The organism is Bradyrhizobium sp. P5_C11_2 (assembly GCF_054049755.1).
Window position 1 is genome coordinate 1 of sequence record NZ_JBFULT010000972.1, and the last position, 1,496, is coordinate 1,496.

3 protein-coding genes are annotated in these 1,496 nt (G+C 61.8%); 1 reads left to right on the top strand and 2 read right to left on the bottom strand.

Translation table 11 applies throughout. The features are described 5' to 3' along the window. Positions 1–194 (bottom strand): hypothetical protein (locus ACXJL8_RS40820; RefSeq protein WP_456687012.1); only part of this gene is annotated, 194 nt, incomplete at its 3' end. 24 nt (positions 195–218) lie between these two features. Between ACXJL8_RS40820 and ACXJL8_RS40825 the strand changes: the two genes are divergently transcribed. Further along, positions 219–926 (top strand): hypothetical protein, encoded by a 708-nt coding sequence (locus ACXJL8_RS40825; protein ID WP_456618884.1) that lies wholly within the window; start codon positions 219–221, stop codon positions 924–926. 18 nt (positions 927–944) lie between these two features. Here ACXJL8_RS40825 and ACXJL8_RS40830 read toward each other — a convergent pair. After that, positions 945–1,496: KUP/HAK/KT family potassium transporter (locus tag ACXJL8_RS40830; protein ID WP_456687013.1), on the bottom strand; the 552-nt coding region annotated here is incomplete at its 5' end.

Consider the following 1,496-nt stretch of genomic DNA (forward strand, 5'->3'; position numbering starts at 1 on the left):
AGGCAGWACCGCCCCGGTGGAGGTGCCGGCCAGATCATGCTGGTCACCGACAAGGGCCAGCTGATCCGCTGCCCGGTCGCGGGCAGTTGCCGACGCAGCAACGTCGACATTGCAGTTACATTGAGGTGCAGCTCGCCGAGAGAGTTGTCCTCAATTGTAACTTTGAGTAGTGTCCGGCAATCGATCGCATCCATTACAAACATGGACACGCCGGGAACGTGCGCGTTATCGCCATCCTTATTTTCGTTGGCTGGCTCGCGGCTCTGTGCGCTGGGCAGACCGCAGCTCAGACAGCCTCCAATGCTGCGGCCGGGACTTGCCGTGCCAATATCGAGGACACGAAGCTCGACGCGCGGGAGGCTGTTTGCCTGCGCGACCTCGGAAAGCTTGCGAGCCGCAAGGGCGACGTGCTGTCGCTGCAACTCGAGAACGGCACGTCCAAGGTCTATCGAACAGACATCAAGGCATGTGAGATCGACGACGCGCAGCATTGCATCCAATATTGGCTTGTCGGCTACCATCCTGTGGCCCACGTCTATTCGATCGCCATCCGGTATTACGAGGGTAGCGGCGTCGAACTGGTGAGCGCCCGCACGGGGAAAACCTTGCGTCTCTCTGGAGTGCCGTTTTTTTCGGATGACGGATCGCGCTTTGTCGTTATCGACAATGACTATGCGCACGGCGGTGAATATGACCTCGCAGTCGGCTCAACCCTGGGCGACGTGCTTGTGCTCCAATGGCAGCGCGAGTCGCAGGATGGACTTGTCGAGTGGCGCCATCAACGCTGGATCGACAACGACCATGTGGCTCTGCGCGTATTCCCGGCCGACACCGAACTGAAGTGTCCCGACAACGACTGCGACGCGATTCTGGTACGCTTCAACGACGGCTGGGCGGTCCGACGGGTGCCGGCGCCGCAGAAGTAAGCAGGACGGTTTGGCTCGCTAGATCTCCAGCTCCGTCCCGAACTCCACCACCTGCTTGGTCGGCACGCCGAAGAACGCGGCTGAGCGTTCGGCGTTGCGCTGGAGGAAGGCGAATACGGTTTCGCGCCAGACCCACATGCCCGGGACGTCCTCGCGCGGGATGATGGTCTCGCGGCCGACGTAATAGGTGATGTCGGAGAGGTCGATGCCGGGCAGCTTGCCCTGGCGGCAGGCAAGCGTCAGTCCGTCATAGATCGTCGGATTCTGCATGAAGCCGTAGTGCAGGACCACGCGGGTGATGCCCGGGATGATCTCGATCACCTCGGTGCGGTCCTCGTCCGTGATGTGCGGCGATTCCTCGATCAGGACGGTGACGAGGACGATACGTTCATGCAGCACGTGGTTGTGATTGACGAACTGCGTCAGCGCCAGCGGCACGCCTTTCGCTGCGGATGCCAGGAACACCGCCGTGCCGGGGAGGCGGGCGCTGCATTTATTGACCGCAGTCTCGATCAGATCCTCCTCGGGCTGGCGCAGTTTTCCGCGCGCCGCCTCGACCAGCTTCACGCC